The organism is Microbacterium resistens (assembly GCF_031456305.1).
Classification (GTDB): Bacteria; Actinomycetota; Actinomycetes; order Actinomycetales; family Microbacteriaceae; genus Microbacterium; species Microbacterium resistens_A.
The window spans coordinates 69,112-93,757 of sequence record NZ_JAVDUM010000013.1 but is presented as its reverse complement, the minus strand read 5'-3'; the positions used below and the strand labels follow the sequence as shown (position 1 = coordinate 93,757).

The window sequence follows — 24,646 nt, the reverse complement described above, 5'->3', positions numbered from 1 at the left end:
CTTCCCGATGCGGTCCGCCGCCGCGTCGCCCTGCGCCGTGTCGCCGTCGCCCTGCGCAGTGTCGCCGTGCACAGCGTCGCGTCGCCGCCGCGCATCGCTCACGGCCCTCCTCAGCGGCCGAGTCTGGCGTTCCCGTCGCGAAAACGGCCGCTTTTCGGGCCGGGAGGCGGCCGTTTTTGCGACGGGAAGCGTCGTTCGCCAGGTCGCGGCAGGCGCTATAGCATTGTTGGGCATGATCGGATGAGGAGAGGAACAGGATGACCATGTTCGCAGAGGCCATTTCCGACTTCTGGGCGCTCGATGTCCGGGGCGATGTGCTGTACGAAGACGCCGCGCTCATCCTCCTCGAGAACCCGGAGCTCGAGGAGAGGGATCAGATCGTCCTGCTCTGGACCGCTGACGACGGTCGCACGAGCGTGGCGGTCGCACCGGCGGTCGCGCAGCTCCTCGTTCCCGTTCTCGCCGAGGGCCGTGCGCTGACGGTCGAACGTCTCCGTGAGGCCATCGCCGGAGCGGGGATCGTGCTGCACGACGCGGACAATCTCTTCTATCTCCCGCGCGATGGGCGTGAAGAGCTCCTCGCAGAGCCGGATCCGTCGGACATCAGGCGGCTGGGCGCCTCCGACGCGGAGCTCTTCTCGGCGTTCGAGGCCGAGGCGACACCCGAGGATCTGGATGACGCGCTGGTCGGCCTCGACGACTGGGCGGCGTTCGGGGTCGTCGAGGACGGGCGGCTCGTCAGCGCGGGCAGCATGTACCCGTTCCAGGAGGAGCACGGGGAGGACGCGATCCTGGCGGATATCGGCGTCCTCACCCTCGCCCGCTCCCGAGGCGCCGGGCACGCTCGACGCCTGGTCCGCGCGATGATCCGTTTCGCCGTCGACGCCGGATACGAGCCGCAGTACCGCTGCCAGCTCGACAACAGCGCCTCCGTCGCCCTCGCCGAGTCCCTGGGCCTCGCTCTCTACGGTCGATGGCAGGTCGTCACGCCGGACGAGGAGCAGGAGGGCTCCACCGGGTGATCCGCTGAGCAGCTCCACCACCGCCGCGCGGGGGCTTTCCGTGCTGCTTCGGCAAGGCGGCAGGCGAACGTGCCGTCAGCCGCCCGCGCAGGTCGGACGATCCGCGGTCTGCCCCTTGGTCTCCGGTGCCAGGGTCACGGCCGGGACGCCGGCCGGGGCGTCGGTCGCGGTGCCTCCGGACGTGCCGGGGGAGGGATCGGCAGTGCCTGCTCCTCCGGCGCTGTCGTCGGGCGGCGTGAGGGCGACCGGCCGATCCTCACGGAGCGCGGAGAACAGCACCTCGGCCTGATCGGGCTCGGGCTCGACACGGTCCGGATCGGGGGCGTAGTCCCGGACCGGGAGCTGGAGGAGCACCATGCGATCGAGCGAGACCCCGGCCAGGGTCCCCGCGAGCCCGACGAGGGCCGAGGGCGTCGACAGGGCCTTGTCGACCGTGAGGGTGCGCCCTGCCGCATCGGCGAGGCCGAACAGCGCCACCGGGTTCGTGAGCGTCTCCGCGCTCTTGACCTTGCGAGCCAGGGCCGACAGATAGGTCTGCTGCGTGTGGATGCGGCCGAGGTCGCTGCGGTCGCCGATCCCGTAGCGGGTGCGGACGAAGGCGAGGGCCTCCTGGCCGTGGATCGTGTGCGACCCCGCGGCGAGGTGGAGCTGGGAGTCGGGGTCGTCCACGTCCTCGGCGAGGCAGACGTCGACACCGCCGATCGCGTCGGTGATGTCGATGAAGCCGTCGAAGTTGACGACGATGAAGTGGTCGATATCCAGCCCCGTGTAGGCGCGGACGGTGTCGAGGGTGCAATAGGGGCCGACGTCGAAGGCGCTGTTGATCTGCGCGTTGTCGGTGGCGTCGTGCACCGTGCCGTCCGCGGCCGTGCACTCGGGGCGCGGGAGCATGGTGTCCCGCGGGATGCTCACGAGCGTCGCGTCCGTGTGCGCGGCGTTGACGTGCAGGAGCATCAGGGTGTCCGAGCGATCGCCGTCGACGTCGTCGCCATAGTCGCCGCTCGCGAGTCCGCCACGACCGTCGGACCCCATGATGAGCAGGTTGACGGGACCGTCCCAGTTCGGGATCTTCTGGGCTTTCGGCGTCTCGCCCGGTCGCGAGACGGCGTTCGTCGCGAGACCGTCGGAGACGCGGAGGAGGAGCGCGACGGCGGTGCCGCCCGCGGCGAGGACGAGGACCGCCACGACGCCGAGGACGATGGCGACCGTGCGCCGTCCTCGACGGCGACGCGGGGGATGCGCGGCGTGCGACGCCAGAGGCGAGGCGGAGGGGTCATCGGGGTCGGAGGCGGCAGGCGGGGTCGTGCGTCTCATCATCGTCACCGTCGATCGAGGGGGCGCTCCCGAGGGGTGGTCGGGATCGGCGACGGGGGTCTCGCCGATGCGCAAACATCACGGATAGGTAACGAACACGTTAGCAACCCGCTCCCGAGCCACCTCCGAGAGTGCTGGGAATACGGTCCGGAGATGCGACGGGCCCGGGCTCCTGGTCCGACGGGTCAGGGCAGGGCCGACGGGGTGGATGCACGACGAAGGGGCCCGCGAGATGCGGACCCCTTCGTCGAGAGCGGCTCGGCGCTCAGCGGGCGCTGGCCTTCAGCGTTCCCGTGGTCTGGCCTGCGGGGTCCGCGATAAGGCACTGGATCAGCCGGTCGTTCAGCTGCTCCCAGGTCTCCTTGGTCGGCGAGAGGTAGTACGCCTCCAGGCTCGAGGAGTCGAACGGGACACCGATGAAGTCGGTGAAGGGCTGGCCATAGCACTGCTCGGCAGCGGTGTTGACGGTCGCCTCGTCGTAGGCGCCCTCCTCCAGCTTGAACTCGTAGTAGACCTCCTGGTCGTGCGGCTGCTCACAGGGGACCACGTTCGCGTCGCTGATCTGGGTGGCGGTCCCGGTGGCCATCAGGCAGTCGCCCAGCTTCAGGCTGAAGATGTCGATCTTCGCGCTCTCGGTGACCTCACCGCTCTTGTCGTCGCGCGGGGCGTCGTTGCTGCCGCCGCCGAGGATGCCCTGGATCGCGCTGCAGCCGCTGAGGCCGACGGCAAGGATGGCGGCGGCGCCCGCCATCAGGAGTCGGGTTCGGGTCTTGGAAGTGTGCATGGGAGTTTCCCCTCCGGGTACTGTGCGTTTCTGATGAATTCCCTGTAGAACGTACCGGCGCCCGGGCGCCGATACCAACTCAGATCTGGCACATCACAAATCGATTCCGTCACGATTTATACGAAAGGCGACGAGCCCCGACGTTCAGGATGCGGCTGAAGGAGCGGGAGCGAGCACCCGATAGACGTGCATCGCGTCCTCGACGCCGAGGTGCGTCCAGCCGATCCTTGTGAAGAACAGCTGTGCCGCATCGTTCCCGGTGTCCACGAACGCCTGCCACTCGCGATGGTCGGGATGACCGTCCCATCGGCGCACCGCCTGCACGATGAGCCGGCCGAGTCCGCGGCCGCGCAGGGCGGGGGACACCGCGAGGTCGGTGATGACGTGGGGCAGGGGTCCGGTGCCCCAGACCACGCCGACGAGCCCGACGGGTCCGTGCGCATCCTTGACGACGAGCTCGACGCCCTCGGGATGATCCAGGACGTGGTCGAGCCACTCCTGATCGAGCGGGCCGAGCTCACGGTCAAGGGCGGGATCGGCGAACCACTCCTGGATCCAGGGCCAGTCCGCGCGGACGATCGGGCGGACCAGGAGCGGGGCGTCGGTCATCGGCAGCGCTCAGCCCTCGAGATCGTCGATCCCCGGGGTCCAGCTCGCACCGGGCCGGGCCCATCCGCGCTTCCGGGCGATCTTCTGCGCCGTCTTCCAGTCGCCGTCGGAGAGGCGGTCGACGTAGAGGATGCCGTCGAGGTGGTCGAACTCATGCTGCATGATGCGGGCGCGCCAGCCGTCCACCTCGATGCGCACATCGCCCCCGTCGAGGTCCTTCCCGGTCACGATCACGCGATCCGATCGACGCAGCGGGAACCGTTCGCCGGGGAAGGAGAGGCATCCCTCGGACTCCAGGTCGGGATCGGGTGCTCCGGGCTCGGGCGGTGTCATCCAGAGCACCGGGTTGATCACCACGCCGCGCCAGGGGCGCTCCTCGTCGTCGACATAGGAATAGGTGTACAGGCGAAGAGCGACCCCCACCTGGGGCCCGGCGAGCCCGACGCCCGGCGCCAGATCCATCGTCTCGAACATGTCGGCGACGAGCGTGCGGATCTCGTCCGTGATCTCGTCGACCGGAGCGGCGGGGGAGTGGAGGACGGGGTCGCCCATGATGCGAATCGGAAGCACAGACACGCCACAACCCTAGTCGGCGCAGGAAGCCGGGTAGTCTCGAAGGGTGATGTGGGAGGCGATGGCGGTGCCGATGCGAGACGTCGGCGATCTCGTCGGCGTCTTCCAGAACCCGGGACTGCTCATGGGCATCCCCCTGGCTCTCGCCGGCGCGGTCTTCATGTCGCTCGGTGCGCAGTACCAGCACCGCGGCGTGGAGAAGGTCGAGCGGCTCAGCGGCGCCGATGGGACGACCGGGCTCTCGGTCGATCAGGTCAAGCGCCTCCTGACCCGTCCGTCATGGCTGGTCGGCACGCTCATGCTCGGCCTCGCCGTCGTCTGTCAGCTCGGCGCGCTCGCTGTCGCCCCGCTGATCGTGGTGCAGCCGCTCGGCGCGATCGCGCTGGTCATGACGACCCTGGTGAACGCCCGCGTCTCGGGGCACGCGCCCACGAGACGCTCTCTCATCTCGATCGCGCTCTGCGTGGGCGGCATCTTCATCTTCGTCTTCCTCGCGGCGATGTTCGCGACCGAGCACGACATCACCGAGCGGCAGCTGTTCGTGATCCTCACGATCCTGCTCGTGGTGATCATCGTGCTCGGCGCGTCCTGGCTGATGCTCCGCCGCCACATGCGCGCCCTGTTCTATGTGACCGGGGCCGGCATCCTCTACGGCTTCGTCGCGACGCTCGCGAAGGTCGTCATCAAGCGGATCCAGGCGCAGGACTTCGACTGGGTCACCGTGGTCTGCGTGATCGCGCTCCTGGCGGCGGGCGCCGCCGGGGCGTACTTCGTCCAGACCGCGTACAGCTCGGGCCCGCCCGATCTCGTGATCGCGGGACTCACCGTGATCGACCCCCTGGTGGCGGTCTTCATCGGGCTCCTCATCCTCGGCGAGGCGTCTGCCGCGCCTCTCGGAGTGCTGATCGCATTCGGAGCATCTGGTCTCATCGCGGTCTGCGGCGTCGTGCTGCTCGCCCGCTACCATCCTCAGGTCCTGAGCGAGAGCCAGGAGCTTCCGATCACCCGCGGCGGCTCGGCGGGAGCAGTCGCAGCCACGCACGGCTCGGACGCCACCACCACGACCGGATCCACGCCCCCCTCATCCGAGGAGCAGTTCGGGTCCGGGACGGCAGACGCCGAGGACGCGGCGACGTGGCCCACGAACGTGGCACCGTTCCGTCGGGCCGCCGCGCCCACGGACACGACCGACCCCGGCGGCGAGGTCAGTAGCTCGGATCGATGAGATCCGACGGGACCTCGGTGGTCGCCGCCTCGTCGACGAAGAACACGGTGCGCTTGCGGCCCTTGGCGCCCGCTGCGGGGACGTTGGCGTAGTTCGCCCCGGCCAGGGCGAGCCCGAGCGCCGAGGCCTTCTCCGCACCGGTCAGCACCAGCCAGACGCGCTTGGACGCGTTGATCACCGGGCGGGTCAGGGTGACCCGTTCCGGCGGCGGCTTGGGGGAGTCGCGCACGGCGAGCACCGGACGGTCCGCGACCTCGATCTCCCCGCGGTCGGGGAAGAGCGAGGCGATGTGCCCGTCGGGGCCGACGCCGAGGAAGCACACGGCGAAGGACGGCCAGGGCTGATCCTCGGTGCCGAACCGGGCGAGCTCCCGCGCGTACGCGTCGGCGGCACCGTCCAGGTCGAGGCCGGAGTCGCTCGCGGCCACCTCATGGATGTTCTCGGCAGGGACGGGGATCCGGTCCAGGAGCGCGGCGCGGGCCTGACCGGCGTTCCGGTCGGGGTCCGCGGCGGGGACGAACCTCTCATCGCCCCACCAGAAGTGCACGAGCGACCAGTCCACGCGCGCGGCGCGCGGGTGCTCGGCGACCGCGCGCAGGACGGCCGAGCCCATCGAGCCGCCGGTGAGCGCGACGTGGGCGAGGCGACCGTCCCTGGTGCGGGCGCGGACACGGATGAGGAAGCGGTCGGCCACGCGCTGGGCGACGTCCGCCGGGTCCGCCCCGACGACGACGCGCTTGGTGCTGGAGTCGTCCGCCACCGTCAGGCCTCCGGCTCCGATGTCGGAGCCGCCGCCGCTGGGGTCCGCACGCCCGGGGTCTCCGGAGCCGACAGCTGGTCCCAGCCCTCGGTGATGACCCGGCCGTAGAGGACGTCGGGGTCGAGGCGCCGGAGCTCCTCTGCGAGGCACTCGCGCAACGTCCGACGGGGGAGGTGCAGCTCGTGGTCGGGCTGTCCGGGCTGGGTTAGCACCGCCGTGCCCGGAACGGGACGCTCCAGCAGGATGTCACCGCTCGCCCGCGTCAGGCGCACCGACTTGATGCCCTCCTGCCACTCCTCGGGATCCTCGTACGACCAGCGCACCGGAACATCCAGCGCCATCTGCAGCCAGCCCGCGAGCAGGGCGGTCGACGGCGAGGCCGACGCCCCGCGGACCTCCACCGCGGTGACCTCCTCGTACGGAGGCTGGTCCAGCACCGCGGCGAGCTGCTCGCGCCAGTAGGTGAGGCGGGTCCAGGCGAGGTCCGTGTCGCCGGGCGCGTGGGTGCGGCCGAGCAGGGCGAGCCGGTCACGGACGTCGGGCGTCGTCGCGGCGTCCGTGATGCGGCGCTGCGCGATCCGGCCGAGCGGCGAGGCCGCGGGCTCCGTCGGCGCCTCCTCCGGCCACCAGGCGACGACGGGCGCGTCCGGCAGCAGCAGCCCGGTCACCAGGCTCTCCTCGTTGCTCGCGGCCTCGCCATAGGCGTGGAGGACGACGACCTCGCTCGCGCCGGCGTCGCCGCCGACGCGGATCTGCGCGTCGAGGTGGGCGGGGCCGTCGCTGACGGTGAGGACGATCACGCGCATCGGGTGCTCGCGGGAGGCGTCGTTGGCCGCGTCGATCGCCGCTTCGGCGACGCCGTTGCGCGCGGCGATCACGAGTGTGAGCACACGCCCGAGGGCCACCGCTCCGCCGTCCTCGCGCACCTTGACCAGCTGCTTGGCGACTTGGCTGACGGTCGTGTCGGGAAGGTCGATGATCACGGGCGTCTCCAGACTCGTCCATCGCGCGCCAGCAGGGCATCGGCCGAGGCCGGTCCCCACGATCCGGGCGCGTACTGCTCCAGTGGTCCGCCCTGGGCGGCCCAGAAATCCTCGACCGGGTCGAGGATCTTCCAGGAGAGCTCGACCTCCTCGTGCCGGGGGAAGAGCGGCGGATCCCCGAGCAGCACGTCGAGAATCAGGCGCTCGTACGCCTCGGGGCTCGCCTCGGTGAACGCGTGCCCGTAGCCGAAGTCCATGGTCACGTCCCGCACGTTGGCGCCGGTCCCCGGGACCTTGGAGCCGAAGCGGATCGTGACGCCCTCATCCGGCTGGACGCGGATGACGAGCGCGTTCTGACCGAGCTCGGAGGTCTGGGCCTGACCGAAGAGGTGCTCGGGGGCGCGCTTGAACACCACGGCGATCTCGGTGACCCGCCTTCCGAGCCGCTTGCCGGTGCGGAGGTAGAAGGGGACGCCCGCCCATCGGCGGGTGTTGATCTCCAGCTTCACGGCGGCGTAGGTCTCGGTCGTCGAGAGCGGGTTCATGCCCTCCTCGTCGAGGAAGCCCGTGACCCGTTCGCCGCCCTGCCAGCCGCCGGCGTACTGGCCGCGGGCCGTGGCTCCGGCAAGGTCCGCCGGCAGGGTGACGGCCGCGAGGACCTTCTCCTTCTCCGCACGCAGATGGGCGGCGGAGAGGCTGATGGGCTCCTCCATTGCCGTGAGCGCGAGGAGCTGCAGCAGGTGGTTCTGGATCACGTCGCGCGCCGCGCCGATGCCGTCGTAGTAGCCGGCGCGCCCTCCGACGCCGATGTCCTCGGCCATCGTGATCTGCACGTGGTCGACGTAGTTCCTGTTCCAGATCGGCTCGTACAGCTCGTTGGCGAAGCGCAGCGACAGGATGTTCTGCACCGTCTCCTTGCCGAGGTAGTGGTCGATCCGGAAGATCGAGTCCGCGGGGAACGTGCCCTCCAGGGCGTCGTTCAACGCGCGGGCCGACTCCAGGTCATGGCCGAACGGCTTCTCGATCACGACACGTCGCCAGCGGTCCTCCTCCGGCTTGTCATCGACGAGCCCCGAGTCGCGCAGCTGCTTCGCGACGAGCGGGAAGTCCTTCGGCGGGATGGAGAGGTAGTACGCGTGGTTGCCCATGGTCCCGCGTTCCACGTCGAGCTTGTCGACCGTGGTCCGCAGACGCCGGAACGCCTCCGGATCGCCGAACTCCCCGGACACGAAGCGGATGCCCTGGAGGAGCTGCTGCCAGGTCTCCTCGCGGAACGGCGTGCGGGCGTGCTCCTTCACGGCGTCGTAGACGACCTGCGCGAAGTCCTGGTCCGCCCAATCCCGTCGGGCGAAGCCGACGAGGGCGAACCCGGGCGGGAGCAGTCCGCGGTTGGCGAGGTCGTAGACAGCGGGCATCAGCTTCTTGCGCGACAGATCGCCGGTGACGCCGAAGATCACCAGCGCGCTGGGACCGGCGATCCGGTTCAGCCGGCGGTCGTCGGGGTCGCGCAGCGGATTGTGCCCGCGTGAGATGGGGACGGTCATCGAAGGGGACTCCTAGGTGCGGCGGTTACTGGGCCGCTTCGAACAGTTCGAGGACGTCGTCCTGCGCCTCGGTCAGGGTGAGCGTCACGACAGGACGGCCGTGCGCGGCGAGGACGGTGGCGTCGCCCGCCGCCTGGGCCTCGATGAGCTGGCCGAACGTGAAGGGCCGGTCCGGGATCTCCAGATCGACGTCGGTGCGCTCGAGGATCTGCAGGAAGACGCCCTGAGCGGGACCGCCCTTGTGGTACTGCCCGGTCGAGTGCAGGAAGCGAGGACCCCAGCCGAAGGTGGCGGGACGGCCGGAATCGGCCGCGACCATCTCCCGCAGTCCCTGGAGCTGGGGCATCTCCAGCCGGTTCACGTAGGCCTGGATCGACACGTAGCCGTCGGCGGGGAGCTGGGCCCAGAGCGCGTCCAGGACGCCGGCGATGGTCCCGGAGGCGGCGAGGGCGGGATCGGTGACGCGGACCTCGACGCCGTCGGCGACGAAGGCGGGCGTGGCCTGCTCCGGCCGTGCGTCGAGGAGGCTGCGTGCCGCGACCTTGGCGGACTCGACGTCGGGCTGGTCGAACGGGTTGATCCCGAGCAGATAGCCGGCGATGGCCGTGGCGTACTCCCACACGATGAGCTGGGCGCCCAGGGTGCCGCTGAGGAGGACTTCTCCCTCGTGGCGCTCGCGCAGGTGGAACTCGTCCGCGTCGTCGACGAGCCGGACGAGCTGCAGATCGGCGGGCGTGCTCTCGACCTCGGGGGAGACCGGGAGGAGCACGACCGGGAGGATGCCGGTGCCCTCCTTGCCGGTCGACTCCGCGACGAGCTGCTCGATCCAGTCCGGGAGGCCGACGATGTGCGTGCCGTCGGTGATCAGCCCGAGCTTGTCCCGGCGCGTCTCATCCTCAGAGCCGGTGCCGGCGATCGCCGCCGCCAGCCGCAGGGCCGGGTTCTCCGCGGAGTCGACGGCCACCTGCAGGAGCGTCGCCTCGGCCTCGTCGAGGAGCTCCGAGATGTCGACGCCCGCGAGGCCCGAGGGGACGAGACCGAACGCGGTGAGCGCCGAGTAGCGGCCCCCGACGCCCGGGTCCGCGTTGAACACGCGGTAGCCCGCGGCCCTGGCAGACTCGTCGAGCGGCGAGCCGGGGTCGGTGACGACGACGATGCGCTCCGCCGGGTCGGCCCCGATGTCGCGGAACGCGGCCTCGAACGTGCGGCGCTGGGAGTCGGTCTCGACCGTGGAACCGGACTTCGACGACACGACCAGGACGGTCTGCTCCAGGCCGCCGTCGAGTGCGGCGAGCACCTGACCGGGTGCCGTGGAGTCGAGGATCGTCAGCTCGACGCCGGCGGTCTGGGCGATGACCTCGGGGGCGAGGGATGACCCGCCCATGCCGGCGAGCACGACGCGCGTGACGCCCTTGGCGTGCAGCTCCTCGCGCAGCGCCACGATCTCCGAGACGAGCGGGCGGGAGACGGTGACGGCATCGACCCAGCCGAGCCGCTTGGCCGCCTCCTCCTCGGCCGCGGGGCCCCAGATGCTGGAGTCGCCCGAAGTGATGCGGGAGGCGATCAGGTCGCCGACCAGACGAGGGACGACCACGTCGATCGCGGCCTTCGGGGCACCGGAGACGTGGATCTCGAAGCTCATCGCTGGGCCTCCAGTCCGCGCTGCACCTGTCCGAGCAGGTCGTGCCAGGAGTCGATGAACTTCGCGACCCCCTCGTCCTCCAGCACCTGCGTGACGTCGGCGAAGTCGATCCCGAGGTCGGCGAGCCCCGCGAAGACCGCGCGGGCGTCGTCATAGGTGCCGCTGATTGTGTCGCCCACGACGACGCCGTGGTCGAAGGTCGCCTCGAGCGTCTTCTCCGGCATGGTGTTCACGACGCCCTGGGCGACGAGCTCGGTGACGTAGAGGGTGTCGGGGAGGGCGGGGTCCTTGACGCCGGTCGACGCCCAGAGCGGACGCTGCGGGTTGGCGCCGGCGTCGAGAAGCGCCGCGGCGCGGGGCGACGCGAAGGTCTGCTCGTAGAGCTCGTAGGCGAGGCGCGCGTTGGCGAGGCCCGCCTTGCTGCGGAGCGCCGTGGCGGTGTCCGAGCCGATGGCGGCGAGGCGCTTGTCGGTCTCGGTGTCGACGCGCGAGACGAAGAACGACGCGACCGACTGGATCGTCGAGAGGTCGATGCCCGCGGCCTTGGCGGTCTCGAGCCCCGTCAGGTAGGCGTCCACGACCTCGGCGTAGCGCTCGATGCTGAAGATCAGGGTCACGTTGACGCTGATCCCGGCTCCGGTCGCTGCGGCGATCGCCGGAAGGCCGGCCTTGGTCGCCGGGATCTTGACGAGCAGGTTCGGCCGGTCGACCTTGGCCCAGAGCTGCTGCGCCTGCGCGATCGTGCCCGCGGTGTCGTGCGCGAGGTCGGGGGAGACCTCGATCGACACGCGGCCGTCGACGTGGTCGGTCGCCTCCCACACCGGGCGGAAGACGTCGAGGGCGTCGCGGACGTCCTGGGTGGTCGCCTCGAGGATCGCCTCCTCGGCGGTCGCGCCGCGTGCGGAGAGCTCCGCGACCTGTGCGTCGTAGGACGTGTCGTCGGGGTTGGTGATGGCGCCGGCGAAGATCGTCGGGTTCGTCGTGACTCCGGTGACGTTGCGGGTCGCGATCAGCTCGGCGAGGTTGCCGGAGGTGATGCGGGTGCGGGACAGGTCGTCCAGCCAGATGCTGACGCCCGCCGCGGCGAGCTGCTCGGTCGGGGTGCTCATGCGTTCTCCTCGGTGCTGTTCTGCGCGGCCGCGTTCGCGGCCAGGGTCTCGTGGGCCGCCTTGACGACGGCCTCGGCGGTGATGCCGAACTTCTCGAACAGGGTCTTGTAGTCGGCGGAGGCGCCGAAGTGGTCGATCGCGACCGAGCGCCCCCTGTCGCCGACGATGCCGCGCCAGGTCAGCGCGGAGCCGGCCTCGACCGACACCCGCGCGGTCACGGAGGACGGCAGGACCGACTCGCGGTAGGCGTCGTCCTGCTCCGCGAACCACTCCAGGGACGGGGCGGAGACGACCCGGGCGTTCACGCCCTCCCCGGCGAGGGTCTCGCGGGCGGCCAGCGCGAGCTGGACCTCCGACCCCGTCGCGATCAGGATCACGTCGGCCGAGCCGCCGGGCGCCTCGGCGAGCACGTAGGCGCCCTTGACCGCGTTCTGCGCGGACGCGAGGACGTCGCCGGAGGCTGCGCCGTCGCCTCGCGCGGGCACCGGCAGGTTCTGCCTGGTCAGCGCGATACCGGTCGGGCCCTCGTGGCGGCGGAGCATCTCCAGCCAGGCCACGGCGGTCTCCGCGGCGTCGGCGGGCCGGACCACGGTGAAGTTCGGGATCGCGCGGAGTGTGGCGAGCTGCTCGATGGGCTGGTGCGTCGGCCCGTCCTCGCCGAGTGCGACGGAGTCGTGGGTCCAGACGAAGATGCTGGGCACGTTCATGAGCGCCGCGAGGCGAACGGCGGGCCGCATGTAGTCGCTGAAGATCAGGAAGGTCCCGCCGAAGGCGCGCGTCGGGCCGTGCAGCACGATCCCGTTCACGATCGCGCCCATGGCGTGCTCGCGGATGCCGAAGTGCAGCACCCGTCCGTACGGGTTGCCGCTCCACTCATGGGTCGACCACTGCTCGGGGATGAAGGAGGGCGCGCCCTTGATCGTGGTGAGGTTGGACTCCGCGAGGTCTGCGGAGCCTCCCCAGAGCTCGGGGAGCTCGGCGGCGAGGGCGTTGATGACCTGGCCGGAGGCGGCGCGCGTGGAGACGTCCTTGCCCGGCTCGAAGGCCGGGAGCGCGTCGGCGATGCCCTCGGGGAGCTCGTGCGCCTCGAGACGGTCGAGCAGTGCCTTGCGCTCCGGGTTGGCCGCGGCCCAGGCGTCGAAGGACTCCTGCCAGACCGCGCGCTCCTCGGCGGCGCGCGCGGCGAGGGAGCGCGTGCGCTCGATCACATCGTCGGCGACGACGAAGCTCTGCTCCGGATCGAAGCCGAGCACCTTCTTGGTGGCGGCGAGCTCGTCGGCCCCGAGCGCGGAGCCGTGGATCTTGCCCGTGTTCTGCTTCCCGGGGGAGGGCCAGCCGATGATCGTCCGCAGGATGATGAGGGACGGCCGGTCCGTCTCGGCCTTCGCCGCCTCGATGGCCGCGTGGAGCGCGGCGACGTCCTCGACGTACTCGCCGGTGCGCTTCCAGTCGACGGTCTGCACCTGCCAGCCGTACGCCTCGTAGCGGGCTGCGACGTCCTCGGTGAACGCGACGTTCGTGTCGTCCTCGATCGAGATCTGGTTCGAGTCGTAGATGGCGATGAGGTTGCCGAGCTGCTGGTGCCCGGCGAGCGAGCCGGCCTCGCTCGTGACGCCCTCCTGGAGGTCCCCGTCGCCTGCGATCACGTAGACGTTGTGGTCGAACGGGCTGGTCCCGGCCGCTGCCTCCGGGTCGAACAGGCCGCGCTCGTAGCGTGCCGCGTAGGCGAAGCCGACGGCCGAGGCGAGGCCCTGGCCCAGCGGACCGGTGGTGATCTCCACGCCCTTCGTGTGGCCGTACTCCGGGTGCCCCGGGGTCAAGGAGCCCCAGGTGCGCAGCGCCTTCAGATCGTTCAGCTCGAGCCCGAAGCCGCCGAGGTAGAGCTGCACGTACTGCGTGAGCGAGGAGTGGCCGGCGGAGAGGATGAACCGGTCCCGTCCGAGCCAGTGCGTGTCGGCGGGATCGTGGCGCAGCACTCGCTGATAGAGCAGATAGGCGGCGGGAGCGAGGCTCATCGCCGTCCCCGGGTGGCCGTTGCCCACCTTCTCCACGGCGTCGGCCGCAAGAATCCGGGCGGTGTCCACCGCACGCCGATCGATCTCATCCCACTGCAGTTCCGACACGCCAGAGCCCTTTCCGAGAGATTCGTTCCAGAGCGCCCGTGTCCGATGCGCGTTCCGCGACATCACGGAAAGGCGGGGACGTATCGGGCGCGCAAGCGATTTCAGCATAGTGCGGTCGGAGGGGCGCGTCGTCGGTCCGGGCTGACCGCGTCGGGGGCGGTTCACGCCCGGCGTGTTGCCCTAGACTGGAGGGAATCGCGCGCGGACGCAGGAGGAGGCGATCAGCATCTCGACGATCACCAGGCCGGTCGGAGCAGATCGCTCAATGAAGCGGACCATCAGGGCGTACATCGCGCTGACCAAGCCCCGCGTCCTTGAGCTCCTGCTGGTCTCGACGGTCCCCGTCATGTTCCTCGCCCAGGGCGGTCTGCCGAACCTGTGGCTGGTCGCGGCCACCGTGATCGGCGGCTCTCTCAGCGCCGGCTCCGCCGCATCGTTCAACATGTACCTCGACCGCGATATCGACGCGCACATGCAGCGCACCGAGAACCGCCCGCTGGTCACGGGGGAGGTGACGCCGCGAGGCGCGCTCGTCTTCTCGTGGGTGCTGGCGATCGTCTCGACCGCCTGGCTCTGGCTCACCACCAACTGGCTGGCCGCCGTGCTGTCCGCGTCGGCGATCTTCTTCTACGTGGTCATCTACACGATGATCCTCAAGCGCCGCACAGAGCAGAACATCATCTGGGGCGGCATCGCCGGCTGCTTCCCCGTGGTCATCGGATGGGCGGCCGTGACCGGCTCCCTCGACTGGCCGGCGGCCATCCTCTTCGTGCTCGTCTTCCTCTGGACGCCTGCGCACTACTGGCCGCTGTCGATGAAGTACAAGGACGACTACGACGGCGTCGATGTGCCGATGCTCGGCGTCACCCGCACCGCGCCGCAGGTGGGGCTGCAGGTGATCCTCTACGCCTGGGCGACTGTGGCGTGCTCGCTGCTGCTGATCCCGGTCGCGGGGATGGGCCTGGTCTACACGATCTCGGCCACCGTCTTCGGCGGGTGGTTCATCTACGAGTCCCACCGCCTCTACTCCCAGGCCGTCCGCGGAGGCGCACCGAAGCCGATGCGTGTCTTCCACGCCTCGATCACGTATCTGACGCTGATCTTCGTCGCCGTCGCCATCGACCCGCTCCTGCCCTTCTGACCGTGTCGGTGGATGAGACGATGTCGGACGGGACGGCGAGCTGGGTGAGTGCGAGTGCGCGACAGGACGGCGGGAGCCGTCCGACGGTCCTGTTCGCGATGCCTGCGGAACTGCACTCCCGTGTCTTCGACGCGAACCGTCTGCGCGCGATCGCCGAGCGCGCCGATGTCCTCGGCGTCGTGCAGGAGTTCGACTCGGCTGCGGCCCGTGAGGCGCTCGCCCGGACCGACGTGCTGATCACGGGCTGGGATGCGCCCCTTCTGGACACGGAGGTGCTGGACCGCGCGCCCCGCCTCCGCGCGGTGCTGCATGCCGGGGGCACCGTCAAGCATCACCTGACGTCCGAGGTCTGGTCCCGCGGCATCGTCGTGAGCTCGGCGGTCGAGGCGAACTCCGTGCCGGTGGCGCAGTTCGCCGTCGCGATGATCCTGTTGGCGGGCAAGCGCGTGCTCCCGATCGCGGAGCGGTACCGACGTGAGCGGACGGGGTTCGATGTCGAGGAGTCCTTCCCCGGCATGGGCAATGTGGACAAGCGCGTGGGGATCGTCGGCGCATCGCGCATCGGTCGTCGCGTGATCGAGCTGCTCGCGCCCTTCGGCTACGAGATCGTCGTGTTCGATCCCTACCTCGATCCGTCCGAGGCGGAGGCACTGGGCGTCCGGGGCGTGGAGCTGGAGGAGCTGATCGCGACGTCCGATATCGTCTCGATCCACGCGCCGTCCCTCCCCGAGACGCGACACATGATCGATGCCCGTCTCATCGGGCTCCTGGCGCCGGGGGCGACGCTGATCAACACCGCCCGCGGCGAGCTGGTCGATCAGGACGCCTTGATCGCGCGGATCCTCCGGGGCGACCTCTTCGCGATCCTCGACGTGACGACGCCATGGGTGCTCGACGAGGACAACCCGCTGTACGCGCACGAGAACGTGATGCTCACCCCTCACATCGCCGGCTCCCTGGGCACGGAGCTGCGTGGCCTCGCCGACGTGGTGATCGCCGAGCTGGACAGGTATCGGGCGGGGGAACCGCTGCGGCATCCCGTCCGGGTGGAGGAGCTCGCGAGGACCGCCTGAGCGGACCTTTCCGCCAGCCAGACCCTCCCGCCCCGCCGATCGTCTCCGCGCTCGTCGCGGGGTCAGGCCTCCGCGGCCGGGCGCTTGAGCTTCAGCACGACGATCGTGTAGGCGGCGGCGGAGAGCGCCGCGAGGACCATGTGGATCCCGACCAGCACCTCGGGCAGACCGGTCCGTGACTGCAGGATGCCGACGCCCACCTGGACGGCGATCGCGAGGATCAGCACCAGCAGCCAGCGTCGCGGCTCCAGGCGCATAGCCCAGGCGATGACGGCGAGCGTGAGGACGAGGGCCGCGAGGATGTACCCGGGCCAGGAGTGGACATGGGCCATGACCGTGGCGTCGAAGCCGTGCCGCTGGATGTCCGCGTCGCCGGAGTGGGGGCCGGAGCCGGTCGTGAGCACGCCGACCACGATCGTGACCGCCAGCGCGAGGCCTGTCACGTGCGTGAGGATCGCGAACCAGGACGGCACCGCCTTCACCCGGGGGCCGGCGGGCTGATTCATCCGGAGCAGGAACGCGGCCGTGACGCAGACGAGCAGGAGGGACGCGGTGTAGTGGAACCCGACGATGAAGGGGTTGAGCTTCGTGATCACCGTGATCCCACCGACGATCGCCTGCGGGATGATGCCGCCGAGGAGGATCACGACCGAGAGGACGAAGAGGTCGCGGCGCTGTGCGCGCACCCGCCAGAGGAGCACGATGACGGCGACGGCGAGCAGTCCGACGACCCCGGTCATCGTCCTGTTGCCGAACTCGATGATGCCGTGGAAGCCCTGCTCGGGTGTCGGAACGAGGGACTCGGGGGTGCACAGCGGCCATTCCGAACAGCCGAGACCGGATCCGGTCAGGCGCACGGCGCCGCCGGTGCCGATGATGATCACCTCGGCGAGGAACGACAGCCACGCGAAGACCCTGATCCGCCCGTCCACCTCGGCGGGGAGCCAGTTCCAGAGGCGATCGCCGAAACGGCTCTCGGAAGGACTCTGGGGGCGGACGGGAGCAGCGGTCTCGGGCATGGGTCCTCCGGATCCCTGCGAAGCGGACGGATTCGGTCCGCAAGTCGGGGGGAACCTGTAGAATCGGGAATGTTGGATGCACTCGCTCCGCGAGCCGCATCGTCAACAGTTTAGGCGCGAAGCGCCCGTGATGAGGGCCCACCAGCGGCACCCGCCCCTGCAGACTCGACGGGGATACGGCGTGCCGGTGCGGATGACACCGTTTCGGCCCGATAAGGAGAGTGTGTGATGTCGGATGTGCTGATCGACCGCCCGGAGCTCGATGGTCTGGGGGTGTACGAATTCGGCTGGCACGACTCGGACGCCGCCGGCGCGAGCGCGAGACGTGGCTTGAGCGAGGCTGTCGTCCGCGACATCTCCGCGCTCAAGAGCGAACCGGAGTGGATGCTGAAGACCCGCCTGAAGGGGCTGTCGCTCTTCGGGCGCAAACCGATGCCGACCTGGGGCGCTGATCTCAGCGCGATCGACTTCGACCACATCAAGTACTTCGTCCGTTCCACGGAGAAGCAGGCGCAGACCTGGGACGACCTCCCCGACGACATCAAGAACACGTACGAGCGCCTCGGCATCCCGGAGGCGGAGCGCCAGCGCCTGGTCGCCGGCGTCGCCGCTCAGTACGAGTCCGAGGTCGTCTACCACCAGATCCGCGAGGACCTGGAGGAGCAGGGCGTCATCTTCCTCGACACCGACACCGCGCTGCGCGAGCACCCGGAGATCTTCGAGGAGTACTTCGGCACCGTCATCCCGGCGGGCGACAACAAGTTCGCCGCGCTCAACACCGCCGTCTGGTCGGGCGGCTCCTTCGTGTACGTCCCGAAGGGCGTGCACGTCGAGATCCCGCTGCAGGCCTACTTCCGGATCAACACCGAGAACATGGGCCAGTTCGAGCGGACGCTGATCATCGCCGATGAGGACAGCTACGTCCACTACATCGAGGGCTGCACGGCGCCGATCTACAAGAGCGACTCGCTGCACTCGGCCGTCGTCGAGATCATCGTGAAGAAGAACGCCCGCGTGCGCTACACAACGATCCAGAACTGGTCGAACAACGTCTACAACCTCGTCACCAAGCGCGCTGTCGCCCATGAGGGCGCGACCATGGAGTGGGTCGACGGCAACATCGGCTCCAAGGTGACGATGAAGTACCCGTCGATCTACCTGATGGGCGAGCACGCGAAGGGCGAGACCCTGTCGGTGGCCTTCGCGGGCCCCGGCCAGCACCAGGACGCCGGCGCGAAGATGATCCACATGGCGCCGTACACGCAGTCCTCGATCGTCTCGAAGTCGATCGCCCGCGGCGGCGGCAGGGCCGGATACCGTGGCGAGGTGCGGGTGGATGCGAACGCGCACCACTCCGCGAACACCGTGCGCTGCGATGCGCTACTGGTCGACACCAAATCCCGGTCGGACACCTATCCGGCGATCGACATCCGGGTGGACGACGTGCAGCTCGGCCACGAGGCCACGGTCTCGAAGGTCAGCGAGGAGCAGCTGTTCTACCTGCAGTCCCGCGGGATGCCGGAGGACGAGGCGATGGCGATGATCGTGCGCGGCTTCATCGAGCCGATCGCGCGAGAGCTCCCCATGGAATACGCGATGGAACTGAACAAGCTCATCGAGATGGGCATGGAAGGATCGGTCGGCTAGATGACGGCCTCGACGACGGCGCCCTCCGCGGCGCAGGACAACCACGCCCACGTCGACCCCGCCGCGCAGGTCGCCGACGCCTTCGTGCCGGTGCAGACCCGCTCGGAGCGTCCGCACTCCTTCGACCCGGCGGACTTCGGCACGCCGAACGGCCGCGAGGTGAACTGGAAGCACACGCCCGTGAACCGGATCACGGCGCTGCTCTCCGTCGCCGAGACCCCGGGCGGGATCACCACCGAGGTCAGCGACGACAGGTTCGTCCGTCCGGGCCTCGGCTTCGGAGACGCGCCCCGGGGCGAGTTCTTCCGCCCCGAGGACATCGTCTCGGCGGTCGCCTGGCAGGGCACGGCCGAGGCGATGCATCTCGCCATCCCGCAGGACGAGGAGGTCGCAGAGCCGATCGTCGTGTCCTTGACGGGCCAGGGCGCTGATCGCCGCGCCGACGGGCACCTCGTGATCGAGGCGGGCACGAACAGCTCGGCCACGGTCGTGCTGCGGCACCACGGCTCCGCGCAGCTCGCGCAGAACGTCGAGATCCTTGTCCGCGACGGCGCCAAGCTGACGGTCATCACCGTGCAGCAGTGGCAGGACGACGCGGTGCACGTCTCCGCGCACCAGGCCAGGGTGGGCCGCGATGCCGCCCTCACGCACATCGTCGTCACGTTCGGCGGCGGAGTGGTCAGGGTCAACCCCACGGTCGAGCTCGCGGGTGCGGGCTCGGAGGGGCGCCTCTTCGGCCTGTCCTACGCCGATGCGGGCCAGCACCTGGAGAGCCAGGTCTACCTGCACCACAAGGGCGCGCACACCACGGGCGACGTGCTCTACAAGGGCGCGCTGCAGGGCGAGGGCGCGCACAGCGTGTGGATCGGCGACGTGCTGATCGGCGCCGACGCGGTCGGAACCGACTCCTACGAGGCCAACCGCAACCTGGTCCTCACCGAGGGCGCCAGGGCCGACTCGATCCCGAACCTGGAGATCGAGACGGGCGACATCCTCGGCGCGGGTCACGCGAGCGCGACCGGTCGCTTCGACGATGAGCAGCTCTTCTACCTGCAGGCCCGCGGGATCGACGAGGAGGAGGCGCGGCGTCTCGTCGTCCTCGGATTCCTCAGCGACATCGTGCAGCGACTGGGCATCCCCTCCCTCGAGGCGGAGCTTCTGGCGGCGATCGAGGTCGAGCTGGCGGCGGTGAGCGCATGACCGCACAGCGGGCGTGCGGCGTGAGCGACCTCGAGACCGACGCACCGCTGCGCGTCGAGCTCGGGGGCGTGCCGATCGCGGTCGTCCTCGATTCCGAGGGCACGATCCACGCGATCGGCGACACCTGCACGCACGGCGACGTCTCCCTCGCCGAGGGGTTCGTCGAGGGGCAGACCCTGGAGTGCTGGGCGCACGGCTCCGCCTTCTCGCTCTGCACCGGCAAGCCGCTGAACCTGCCCGCCTACGAGCCCGTGCCCGTCTACACCGTCGAGATCGACGGCGACGACGTGCTCATCGATCCCGCCGTCACGAAGGACGTGTCCGCGCTCTGACGCGCGCACGATCCGACGCACACCACACCATCTGACGAAGGAAATCCGAATGTCTGTCCTCGAGATCCGCGACCTCTACGTGACGGTCGAGACCGATGCAGGGACCACCCCGATCCTCAACGGCATCACGCTGACGATGCGCACGGGGGAGACCCACGCGATCATGGGCCCGAACGGGTCCGGCAAGTCCACGCTGGCGTACACGATCGCCGGTCACCCCAAGTACACCGTGACCGGGGGATCCATCACCCTGGACGGTGAGGACGTCCTCGCCATGAGCGTCGACGAGCGCGCCCGTGCCGGGCTGTTCCTCGCGATGCAGTACCCCGTGGAGATCCCCGGCGTCACGGTCACCAACTTCCTGCGCACCGCCAAGACCGCGCTGGACGGCGAGGCCCCGTCGATCCGTCAGTGGACGAAGGACGTCAAGTCCGCCATGACGAAGCTCCGCATGGACCCGAAGTTCGCGCAGCGCAATGTGAACGAGGGCTTCTCCGGTGGTGAGAAGAAGCGTCACGAGATCCTGCAGCTCGAGGTGCTCAAGCCGAAGATCGCCGTGCTCGACGAGACCGACTCCGGCCTCGACGTCGATGCGCTGAAGATCGTCTCCGAGGGCGTCAACCGCGCCAAGGAGGAGACCGGCCTCGGCGTGCTGCTCATCACGCACTACACCCGCATCCTCCGTTACATCCGACCGGACCACGTCCACGTGGTGGTCGCCGGGCGGATCGTCGAGGAGGGCGGGCCCGAGCTCGCCGACCGTCTCGAGGACGAGGGATACGACCGTTTCCTCGACCCCGCGGCGCCTGTCGAAGCGTAGGCTGGGCACATGACCGCGACGCTGACCGAGCAGAAGTACGACGAGGTCACCGAGGCGCTCAAGGATGTCATGGACCCCGAGCTCGGGATCAATGTCGTCGACCTCGGCCTCATCTACGACCTCGCCTGGGATGACGAGAACGATGCCCTCGTCATCCACATGACCCTGACCAGTGCGGGCTGCCCGCTCACCGACGTGCTCGAGGAGCAGACCGCGCAGGCGCTGGACACCGTCGTCGACCGGTTTCGGATCAACTGGGTCTGGATGCCGCCGTGGGGCCCGGAGCGGATCACCGACGACGGGCGCGACATGATGCGTGCCCTCGGCTTCGCGATCTGAGACCTGACAAAAGACCCTCTGACCAGCCGATCGGCAGGTCGGAGGGTCTTTCTCTTGTGAAATACCGCGACACTCCACGCTCAACTGTGCCTGGAAGTCACAGCGAAGCCCGGCGGGCCCCAGATGATGGAGGCGACCGGGATGGAGTCATCGTCCGGCGTGAAACCTGCGGTCGTCCGAGCCCTTGCCGTCGCCCTGGTCGATAGTCTCGAAGGGTGACGATCTCCCCCCTCCAAGCCTTGCCCCTCGACCGTCTCCGCCAGCGCTCCAGCACCAAATGGCGCAGCTATCCAGACGATGTGCTGCCGCTCTTCGTGGCCGAGACGGACTTCCCGCTGGCGGATCCGATCCGGGAACGGCTCCAGGCCGCAGTCGACTTGGGCGACACCGGGTACACGCCGGCCGACCCCGGAGTTCGTCGTGCCTTCACGGCGTTCGCCCGGCGGCGGCTCGGATGGGAGGTGGACTCCGCCGAGATCCGCACGACCTGCGACGTGATGATGGGCGTCGTCGAGATCCTGCGCGCCATCCTCACGCCCGGGGACCGCGTGGTGATCGCGCCGCCGGTGTACCCGCCGTTCACCGACTGCATCGAGGAGGCCGGGGGCGTCGTCCAGAGCGTTCCGCTTCGCGACACCGGAGCCGGTTGGGAGCTCGACCTGGACGGCATCGATGCGGCTCTCGCGGACGGCGCGCGTGCGGTGCTGCTGTGCAACCCGCACAACCCCACGGGAACCGTCCACTCGCGGGGCACGCTCGCGCGTCTGGCCGAGATCGCCGCCGCCCACGACGCGGTCGTCGTTAGCGACGAGATCCACGGGCCGCTCGTGCAGCCGGGGGTCGACTACACGCCCTTCCTCGCCGCGTCTCCGACGGCCGCCGAGATCGGATTCACGGTGACCAGCGCGAGCAAGGCGTACAACCTCGCCGGCCTCAAGTGCGCGGTCATGGTGACCGCGGGGGAGAAGACCACTGCGGTCCTCCGCGGCCTTCCTCCCGAGGTCGAGTGGCGCACCGGACTGTTCGGGGCGCTGGCCGCGGTTGCCGCCTGGGACGAGGCGAGCGACAGCTGGCTCGACGCGCTCCTGGCAGCTCTCGATCAGAATCGGCGGCTGCTCGCCGACCTGCTCGCCGAGCATCTCCCGGAGGCTCGTTATCGGATCCCCGACGCCGGCTACCTCGCCTGGGTCGACCTCCGGGGCCTCGGCTGGGGGGACGACCCGGCGGGTCGGATCCTCCGTGAAGCGCGTGTCGCCCTGAACCGGGGCCCGACGTTCGGTGCCGAGGGTGCAGGGCATGTCCGATTCAACCTGGGCTGTTCGCCGGAGGTCCTCCGGGAAGCGGTGCAGCGCATCGCCGCGCTCCGCGTCGCATGACGACGGGATCGGCCAAACAGGGGACGGCCGCGGAGTCGGTCTGGCGAGGGCGCTACGCCGGGGTGACGATCGGTGCCGTCGCACTGATCTTCCTCGCCGCCGTCGAGTCGCTCGCCGTGACGACCGTCATGCCCATCGTCAGCGCAGACCTCCACGGGGAGTCGCTGTACGCGGTGGCCTTCGGCGGAACCCTCGCGACGGGTGTCATCGGAATGGTCGCCGCGGGCGCCTGGAGCGACAGGTCAGGGCCCAGGGCGCCGCTGTACGCGGCGACCGGGCTCTTCATCGTCGGGCTCGTCATCGCAGGCCTTGCCACCGAGATGCCGGTCCTGCTCGTCGGGCGTCTCGTCCAGGGACTCGGCGCCGGCGCGCAGACCGTCGCGCTGTACGTCGTGGTGGCGCGCTTCTATCCCTCGGAACTGCACGGACGGATCTTCGCGGCGTTCGCCGCCGCATGGGTGGTGCCGTCCATGGTCGGGCCGTTCCTGGCCGGGGCGGTGACCGAGTACCTGCACTGGAGGTGGACCTTCCTCGGCGTCGCAGTGCTGGTCGCCATCGCCTTCTTCCTCGTGGCGGGGAGACTCCGGGGTGTGGACCTCGGCGGCGGAGACCCCGATCGGACGCACGTCAGGATCGCCCCTCGTCTGCTGCTGGCGTCCATGGTGGCCGTCGCCGCGGTCGGCGTCGGGCTCGCCGTCGACGCGCCGTCGCCATGGCCGTGGCCGCTCGCCCTCGCGGCGATCGTGGTCATCGGCATCGCGATCCGCCCCCTTCTGCCGCACGGCGCGCTTCGTGCGGCCAGGGGGCTTCCGAGCGTCGTCCTCCTCCGGGGCATGATCGCCGGAGCCTTCTTCGCCGCGGAGGCGTACATCCCGTATCTCCTGATGGACAGGTTCGGCTTCTCGCCGACCTGGGCCGGTCTCGCGCTGACGGCCGCCGCCCTGGCCTGGGCCGGCGCGTCGGCGGTGCAGGGCCGACACGGCGATGCACTCGGCAGCACGCGTATCGCCCTGATCGGCATCGGGCTGGTGCTGGTCGCGATCGGTGCCGTCGCGGTCGCCGCGCTCTCCGGCGTCGCGCCGTGGGTGGTCGTGGTCGGCTGGGGACTCGGCGGCGGAGGGATGGGCCTCCTCTATCCGAGGCTCACCGTGCTCACGCTGGGATACTCGTCGCCCGGCAACGAGGGCTTCAACTCGTCGGCGCTGTCAATCTCCGACTCGACCGGCTCGGCGGTCACCATCGCCGTCGCGGGGCTCGCCTTCGCCGCGGCGGGGGCTGGGTCGGCGGGTTTCGTGGCCGTGTTCGCGATCGCGGGGGCACTCGTCCTGCTCGCGCTGCTCCCCGGACTCAGACTCGGGAGTCCGTCGCGAGGCTGAAGCCCCTCGCCAGCATCCGCACACCCGCGTCGAACACCTCGAAGGAGGAGGGGCTGCCCTCCTCCTCGGGCGCGGGGCCGGGTTCGACGCCCGCCGGAGGGGTGGCTGCGCCGTGGCTCTCGGCGTGCATCTGCTGCTGCACCAGGGTCGTGTGGCCGAGGATGAACTGCAGCACCGCGGCCGCGGCGATCCGCGCGCGGGCGTCATCGGCGGGGGAGCAGTCCGCGCGGAACACGGTCGCGAGCGCACCCAGTGCACGCGAGGAGCCGAGACGCAGGGCCTCGGTGCTCAGCACCACCTCCGCGCCGTCCCGGTAGGCGAGGAGAGCGTCGCGGATCCCTCTGGCGGTCGCGAGGAGGCGTTGCTGGAGGTCGCCCTGCCCCGCCTCGGGGATCCGGACGCGGTCGAGGATCCGGTCGGCGACGGCGGCGAGCAGCTCCTGCTTGTTCCGCACATGCCAGTAGAGCGCGCTGGGCTGCACATCCAGCTCCGCGGCCAGGCGGCGCATCGTGAGGTCGGGCAGGCCGACGCGGTCGAGCAGCGTGAGGGCGGTCTCGACGATGTGCTCGCGGTCGTGTCGGCCGGTGCGCGGTGGGGTCACGGCATCAGTATACTGAACGGCGTTCACGTGAACA

General features: G+C 70.0%; 23 protein-coding genes. 11 read left to right on the top strand and 12 right to left on the bottom strand.

Features of this window, described 5'->3' with window-relative positions; all coding sequences use genetic code 11:
• Positions 1-257 precede the first annotated feature (257 nt).
• Positions 258-1,022, top strand: a complete 765-nt coding sequence (locus J2Y69_RS14395) for a GNAT family N-acetyltransferase (protein ID WP_310021947.1) — start codon at positions 258-260, stop codon at positions 1,020-1,022.
• 75 nt (positions 1,023-1,097) lie between these two features.
• Here the strand turns inward: J2Y69_RS14395 and J2Y69_RS14390 are convergent, their stop codons facing one another.
• The 4 genes from J2Y69_RS14390 to def all read right to left on the bottom strand — a co-directional run bounded on the left by J2Y69_RS14390 (position 1,098) and on the right by def (position 4,305).
• Positions 1,098-2,339: an LCP family protein gene (locus J2Y69_RS14390; RefSeq protein ID WP_310021945.1), complete on the bottom strand. Its 1,242-nt coding sequence runs from the start codon at positions 2,337-2,339 to the stop codon at positions 1,098-1,100.
• A 262-nt stretch (positions 2,340-2,601) separates the two neighbouring features.
• A complete protein-coding gene (locus J2Y69_RS14385) occupies positions 2,602-3,120 on the bottom strand; it encodes a septum formation family protein (protein WP_310021943.1) in 519 nt (172 codons plus the stop codon).
• A 144-nt stretch (positions 3,121-3,264) separates the two neighbouring features.
• Positions 3,265-3,729 (bottom strand): GNAT family N-acetyltransferase, encoded by a 465-nt coding sequence (locus J2Y69_RS14380; RefSeq protein ID WP_310021941.1) that lies wholly within the window; start codon positions 3,727-3,729, stop codon positions 3,265-3,267.
• Between the two features lie 9 nt (positions 3,730-3,738).
• Positions 3,739-4,305 (bottom strand): peptide deformylase, encoded by a 567-nt coding sequence (def, locus tag J2Y69_RS14375; protein WP_310021939.1) that lies wholly within the window; start codon positions 4,303-4,305, stop codon positions 3,739-3,741.
• Positions 4,306-4,351: 46 nt separating this feature from the next.
• Between def and J2Y69_RS14370 the strand changes: the two genes are divergently transcribed.
• Positions 4,352-5,527, top strand: a complete 1,176-nt coding sequence (locus J2Y69_RS14370; protein ID WP_310022044.1) for a DMT family transporter — start codon at positions 4,352-4,354, stop codon at positions 5,525-5,527.
• Here J2Y69_RS14370 and pgl read toward each other — a convergent pair.
• The 6 genes from pgl to tkt are packed head-to-tail and all read right to left on the bottom strand — an operon-like array spanning position 5,508 to position 13,688.
• Positions 5,508-6,287: a 6-phosphogluconolactonase gene (gene pgl / locus J2Y69_RS14365; protein ID WP_310021938.1), complete on the bottom strand. Its 780-nt coding sequence runs from the start codon at positions 6,285-6,287 to the stop codon at positions 5,508-5,510. The genes J2Y69_RS14370 and pgl overlap by 20 nt on opposite strands.
• 2 nt (positions 6,288-6,289) lie before the next feature.
• Positions 6,290-7,270: a glucose-6-phosphate dehydrogenase assembly protein OpcA gene (locus J2Y69_RS14360; RefSeq protein WP_310021935.1), complete on the bottom strand. Its 981-nt coding sequence runs from the start codon at positions 7,268-7,270 to the stop codon at positions 6,290-6,292.
• Positions 7,267-8,814 (bottom strand): glucose-6-phosphate dehydrogenase, encoded by a 1,548-nt coding sequence (gene zwf / locus J2Y69_RS14355; protein WP_310021933.1) that lies wholly within the window; start codon positions 8,812-8,814, stop codon positions 7,267-7,269. The genes J2Y69_RS14360 and zwf overlap by 4 nt, the downstream gene beginning before the upstream one ends.
• A gap of 25 nt (positions 8,815-8,839) precedes the next feature.
• Positions 8,840-10,456 (bottom strand): glucose-6-phosphate isomerase, encoded by a 1,617-nt coding sequence (locus J2Y69_RS14350; protein WP_310021931.1) that lies wholly within the window; start codon positions 10,454-10,456, stop codon positions 8,840-8,842.
• Positions 10,453-11,565, bottom strand: a complete 1,113-nt coding sequence (gene tal, locus J2Y69_RS14345; protein WP_310021929.1) for a transaldolase — start codon at positions 11,563-11,565, stop codon at positions 10,453-10,455. Before tal ends, J2Y69_RS14350 begins: the two co-directional genes overlap by 4 nt.
• Positions 11,562-13,688 carry a transketolase gene (tkt, locus tag J2Y69_RS14340; RefSeq protein ID WP_310021927.1) on the bottom strand — a complete coding sequence of 709 codons (2,127 nt, stop codon included), beginning with the start codon at positions 13,686-13,688 and terminating at the stop codon, positions 11,562-11,564. Before tkt ends, tal begins: the two co-directional genes overlap by 4 nt.
• 220 nt (positions 13,689-13,908) lie before the next feature.
• Here tkt and J2Y69_RS14335 point away from each other — a divergent pair, with 220 nt between their 5' ends.
• Together J2Y69_RS14335 and J2Y69_RS14330 are read left to right on the top strand one after the other, a co-directional pair.
• A complete protein-coding gene (locus J2Y69_RS14335) occupies positions 13,909-14,829 on the top strand; it encodes a heme o synthase (RefSeq protein ID WP_310022042.1) in 921 nt (306 codons plus the stop codon).
• Between the two features lie 20 nt (positions 14,830-14,849).
• Entirely contained in the window at positions 14,850-15,902 is a 1,053-nt protein-coding gene (locus tag J2Y69_RS14330; protein ID WP_310021925.1) for a hydroxyacid dehydrogenase, read from the top strand.
• A 62-nt stretch (positions 15,903-15,964) separates the two neighbouring features.
• Here the strand turns inward: J2Y69_RS14330 and J2Y69_RS14325 are convergent, their stop codons facing one another.
• Positions 15,965-16,921 carry a COX15/CtaA family protein gene (locus J2Y69_RS14325; RefSeq protein ID WP_310021923.1) on the bottom strand — a complete coding sequence of 319 codons (957 nt, stop codon included), beginning with the start codon at positions 16,919-16,921 and terminating at the stop codon, positions 15,965-15,967.
• 228 nt (positions 16,922-17,149) lie between these two features.
• Between J2Y69_RS14325 and sufB the strand changes: the two genes are divergently transcribed.
• The 7 genes from sufB to J2Y69_RS14290 all read left to right on the top strand — a co-directional run bounded on the left by sufB (position 17,150) and on the right by J2Y69_RS14290 (position 24,011).
• Positions 17,150-18,568 (top strand): Fe-S cluster assembly protein SufB, encoded by a 1,419-nt coding sequence (gene sufB, locus J2Y69_RS14320; protein ID WP_310021922.1) that lies wholly within the window; start codon positions 17,150-17,152, stop codon positions 18,566-18,568.
• Positions 18,569-19,768 (top strand): Fe-S cluster assembly protein SufD, encoded by a 1,200-nt coding sequence (sufD, locus tag J2Y69_RS14315; RefSeq protein WP_310021920.1) that lies wholly within the window; start codon positions 18,569-18,571, stop codon positions 19,766-19,768.
• Positions 19,765-20,100 carry a non-heme iron oxygenase ferredoxin subunit gene (locus tag J2Y69_RS14310; RefSeq protein WP_310021918.1) on the top strand — a complete coding sequence of 112 codons (336 nt, stop codon included), beginning with the start codon at positions 19,765-19,767 and terminating at the stop codon, positions 20,098-20,100. Before sufD ends, J2Y69_RS14310 begins: the two co-directional genes overlap by 4 nt.
• A 49-nt stretch (positions 20,101-20,149) precedes the next feature.
• Positions 20,150-20,920, top strand: a complete 771-nt coding sequence (sufC, locus tag J2Y69_RS14305; protein ID WP_310021915.1) for a Fe-S cluster assembly ATPase SufC — start codon at positions 20,150-20,152, stop codon at positions 20,918-20,920.
• Positions 20,921-20,929: 9 nt separating this feature from the next.
• Positions 20,930-21,259 (top strand): metal-sulfur cluster assembly factor, encoded by a 330-nt coding sequence (locus tag J2Y69_RS14300; RefSeq protein WP_310021913.1) that lies wholly within the window; start codon positions 20,930-20,932, stop codon positions 21,257-21,259.
• A gap of 215 nt (positions 21,260-21,474) precedes the next feature.
• The gene (locus tag J2Y69_RS14295) at positions 21,475-22,635 is read left to right on the top strand and encodes a MalY/PatB family protein (RefSeq protein WP_310021910.1); all 1,161 of its coding nucleotides are present in this window, start codon (positions 21,475-21,477) and stop codon (positions 22,633-22,635) included.
• Positions 22,632-24,011: an MFS transporter gene (locus J2Y69_RS14290; protein WP_310021908.1), complete on the top strand. Its 1,380-nt coding sequence runs from the start codon at positions 22,632-22,634 to the stop codon at positions 24,009-24,011. The genes J2Y69_RS14295 and J2Y69_RS14290 overlap by 4 nt, the downstream gene beginning before the upstream one ends.
• Here the strand turns inward: J2Y69_RS14290 and J2Y69_RS14285 are convergent.
• Complete coding sequence (locus tag J2Y69_RS14285) at positions 23,983-24,612, bottom strand: TetR family transcriptional regulator (RefSeq protein WP_310021906.1); 630 nt, start codon at positions 24,610-24,612, stop codon at positions 23,983-23,985. The two genes, J2Y69_RS14290 and J2Y69_RS14285, sit on opposite strands and share 29 nt — an antisense overlap.
• Between the last annotated feature and the right edge of the window lie 34 nt (positions 24,613-24,646).

Bases quoted from the DNA above. Each gene is read 5' to 3' on its own strand.
- J2Y69_RS14395 (WP_310021947.1), top strand. From the start codon at position 258: ATGACCATGTTCGCAGAGGCCATTTCCGACTTCTGGGCGCTCGATGTC.
- J2Y69_RS14390 (WP_310021945.1), bottom strand. From the start codon at position 2,339: ATGATGAGACGCACGACCCCGCCTGCCGCCTCCGACCCCGATGACCCC.
- J2Y69_RS14385 (WP_310021943.1), bottom strand. From the start codon at position 3,120: ATGCACACTTCCAAGACCCGAACCCGACTCCTGATGGCGGGCGCCGCC.
- J2Y69_RS14380 (WP_310021941.1), bottom strand. From the start codon at position 3,729: ATGACCGACGCCCCGCTCCTGGTCCGCCCGATCGTCCGCGCGGACTGG.
- J2Y69_RS14370 (WP_310022044.1), top strand. From the start codon at position 4,352: ATGTGGGAGGCGATGGCGGTGCCGATGCGAGACGTCGGCGATCTCGTC.
- zwf (WP_310021933.1), bottom strand. From the start codon at position 8,814: ATGACCGTCCCCATCTCACGCGGGCACAATCCGCTGCGCGACCCCGAC.
- J2Y69_RS14350 (WP_310021931.1), bottom strand. From the start codon at position 10,456: ATGAGCTTCGAGATCCACGTCTCCGGTGCCCCGAAGGCCGCGATCGAC.
- tal (WP_310021929.1), bottom strand. From the start codon at position 11,565: ATGAGCACCCCGACCGAGCAGCTCGCCGCGGCGGGCGTCAGCATCTGG.
- J2Y69_RS14330 (WP_310021925.1), top strand. From the start codon at position 14,850: ATGTCGGACGGGACGGCGAGCTGGGTGAGTGCGAGTGCGCGACAGGAC.
- J2Y69_RS14325 (WP_310021923.1), bottom strand. From the start codon at position 16,921: ATGCCCGAGACCGCTGCTCCCGTCCGCCCCCAGAGTCCTTCCGAGAGC.
- sufB (WP_310021922.1), top strand. From the start codon at position 17,150: ATGTCGGATGTGCTGATCGACCGCCCGGAGCTCGATGGTCTGGGGGTG.
- sufD (WP_310021920.1), top strand. From the start codon at position 18,569: ATGACGGCCTCGACGACGGCGCCCTCCGCGGCGCAGGACAACCACGCC.
- J2Y69_RS14310 (WP_310021918.1), top strand. From the start codon at position 19,765: ATGACCGCACAGCGGGCGTGCGGCGTGAGCGACCTCGAGACCGACGCA.
- sufC (WP_310021915.1), top strand. From the start codon at position 20,150: ATGTCTGTCCTCGAGATCCGCGACCTCTACGTGACGGTCGAGACCGAT.
- J2Y69_RS14300 (WP_310021913.1), top strand. From the start codon at position 20,930: ATGACCGCGACGCTGACCGAGCAGAAGTACGACGAGGTCACCGAGGCG.
- J2Y69_RS14290 (WP_310021908.1), top strand. From the start codon at position 22,632: ATGACGACGGGATCGGCCAAACAGGGGACGGCCGCGGAGTCGGTCTGG.